Raw genomic sequence first — 1,109 nt, forward strand, 5'->3', positions numbered from 1 at the left:
GAGTGTCGCGGCCGTGGTCGGCGAGTCGCCGGTGCTCTCGGCGCCCCAGCCGTGCTGCGGTTCGGCCTCGGCGGTGGCGGGCCCGGCGAGGCCGGACTCCGGGGCGACGCGTACGAGGCTCAGGACTCCGGCGGCGAGCGCGAGGCCACCGGCGGCGAGGAGCACCTTGCGGGGGCGGGGACGACGGTGCCTGCCCCGGCGTGGCGGGGGTACGGCGGTGTCCTCGGGCGATTCCGTCAGCTCGGCCGTCGATTCCGGCAGGTCGGCCAGGGTGATCGCGATCGGCCTGGTGGAGGCGGGGTCCTTCGACGGCGTGCCGGACCGGCCGTCCCGCGATGTCCCCGGTGTCCTCGAATTGCTCGGCGTCATGTCATCCCTCCCCGCCGCGCACGTTATGCGCTGCTGTGGGCGGTGTGGGAGGAGTCGAACGGGATGTCACTCGAACGGGTGTAGGGCGGTCTCAGGGGCGAGTCAGGGCAACGTCGGGGTCGGTCGGCCTTCCCCTGGGCCCGGCGGGGCTGCGATGATCGAGGCGGATTCAGTTAACCCGCGTTAACCGGAGGGTGTCATGAGCGAGGAGCGGTTCGGGGAGTTCGTGCTGGTGCGGCGGCACGGGCATGTGGCGGAACTGGTGCTGGACCGGCCCAAGGCCATGAACGCGGTCTCCACGGAGATGGCCCGCTCGCTCACGGCTGCCTGCGCGGCGTTGGCCGCCGACCGGGACGCGCGCGTGGTCGTCCTGACCTCCTCGCACGAACGGGCGTTCTGCGTCGGGGCGGACCTCAAGGAGCGGAACTCCTTCACCGACGCGGACCTCATGCGTCAGCGGCCGGTGGCGCGGGCGGCCTACACCGGTGTGCTGGAGCTGCCCATGCCGACCATCGCCGCGGTGCACGGCTTCGCACTCGGCGGCGGCTTCGAGCTGGCGCTCGCCTGCGACCTGATCGTCGCCGACGGTACGGCGGTGGTGGGGCTGCCGGAGGTGTCGGTGGGCGTGATCCCGGGCGGCGGCGGTACGCAGCTGCTGCCTCGGCGGGTGGGGGCGGCGCGCGCGGCCGAGCTGATCTTCACGGCGCGGCGCGTGGAGGCGGACGAGGCGGGGCGGCTGG

The 1,109-nt window shown here is 73.8% G+C and carries 1 protein-coding gene and 1 pseudogene; one reads left to right on the forward strand and one right to left on the reverse strand.

All coding sequences use genetic code 11. From position 1 onward, the window contains the following. Nucleotides 1-369, reverse strand: a pseudogene (locus tag GTW40_RS32510) (hypothetical protein); the annotation flags it as partial. 199 nt (nucleotides 370-568) lie between these two features. On the opposite strand from GTW40_RS32510, the gene GTW40_RS06210 reads away from it, so the two are divergent. Further along, nucleotides 569-1,109, forward strand: a 541-nt coding sequence (locus GTW40_RS06210; RefSeq protein ID WP_161179144.1) for an enoyl-CoA hydratase/isomerase family protein, incomplete at its 3' end; no start/stop codon positions are given.

It is taken from the genome of Streptomyces sp. SID4985, from assembly GCF_009863025.1.
Lineage (GTDB): Bacteria > Actinomycetota > Actinomycetes > Streptomycetales > Streptomycetaceae > Streptomyces.